At 57.4% G+C, this 1,461-nt stretch carries 1 protein-coding gene; it reads left to right on the forward strand.

What is annotated here, in order from left to right; translation table 11 throughout:
- A partial coding sequence (locus RTK01_RS16730) for a VanW family protein (RefSeq protein WP_312282052.1) occupies positions 1-1,338 on the forward strand: 1,338 nt, incomplete at its 5' end.
- Between the last annotated feature and the right edge of the window lie 123 nt (positions 1,339-1,461).

Raw genomic sequence — 1,461 nt, forward strand, 5'->3', positions numbered from 1 at the left:
GCCGAGGCCGCCGCGCAGCTTCTTTCCTTCCCCAGCCAAGACACCACTTACAAACTGGGTGATGCCTCGATTTTGATACACATGGCTGAAGATGGCCGCACCGTGGCCCCCCAGACGCTTACCCAGAGCATTGAGACCGGTTCGTGGGATTTGAACCTTGCACTGGACGTTCCCTATCTTGCCGAGCCTGCCCGGACAGTTTACGCGCAGGAGATTTACGACCAGGCCTCCGGCGACGTGAAAAACGCCGGATATGACGCGGCAACCGGCACAATTACGCCCGAGCAAGTGGGCGCTGACTTTGACGTGACGCTGGCCCAGTCCGAGATGAACGCCGCTAAACCCGGCAGCACTGTGGAAATTCCCGCCGATATTCAGCTTCCCGCCGTCACGGCGGAGGAGCTTGCCCCTGTTTTATTCCGGGATATGCTTGGCTCCTACACCACCCATGTGGGCGGCACCGCCGCCCGCATCGGAAACGTGAAACTGGCCTCCGACGCCGTCAACGGAACCGTTTTGAACAGCGGCGATATTTTCGACTATAACGAGGTAGTGGGTCAGCGTACCGCCGCGCGGGGCTATCTGCCCGCCCCTGCCTATGTGCAGGGGGAGACGGTGGACGAAATTGGCGGCGGCGTGTGCCAGCCGTCCTCCACGCTGTATCTGGCGACACTGAAAGCAAACCTTGAAATTGTGGAGCGGTATGCCCACCGCTATGTGCCCGCATACATTCCCAAGGGGATGGACGCCACCGTTAGCTGGGGCGGACCAAACTACCGCTTCCGCAACGACACTAATTATCCCGTCAAGGTCGAGTCGATTTATTCCAAGGGTTATCTTACCATGTCGCTATACGGCACCAAGGTGGACGACACCACGGTGAAGATGACCAACAAAACCCTTTCCACCACGCCGTTTACCGTGGTCTACGAGGACGACGCCACCCTTCCCGCCGGGACGGAATCGGTGAAGGTCACCCCCTACACCGGGTATAAGGTGGAGACATACCGCAATCTTTACGACGGCGAAGGGAATCTGATTTCCAGCACCTTTGAAGCCAACAGCGACTATAAGGTGCGCAACAAGATTGTCTTAAAAGGCCCCGCCCCCGTGGTCAGTCCGCTTCCGGGCGAGTTGCCCGGTCAGGTTGTTCCCTCGGAAACACCAACCTCCAGAGAAACTGGGACGGGAAACGACGGCGCGGTGATTCCCACAGATGGAACGTCCGGCACCGTCACGCCTCCCGTCGAAGAAACGCCCATTCCCGGAGAAACCGGAACGGGGAACGACACGGGCTCCGGCCCGAATGCAATTATTTCTCCCCTGCCCTCACTGTAATCGGCGGCAAATCTTGCGGTCAGCACTTTTTAATGAAATACCCTGCTCTGCTATATAATAACAGGCAGGAAAAAAGCCCCTACTTCAATACAAATTGTATTGAAGTAGGGGCCGTTTTTTTAT

It is taken from the genome of Oscillibacter sp. (assembly GCF_031978065.1).
In the GTDB taxonomy this organism is placed as follows: domain Bacteria; phylum Bacillota; class Clostridia; order Oscillospirales; family Oscillospiraceae; genus Oscillibacter.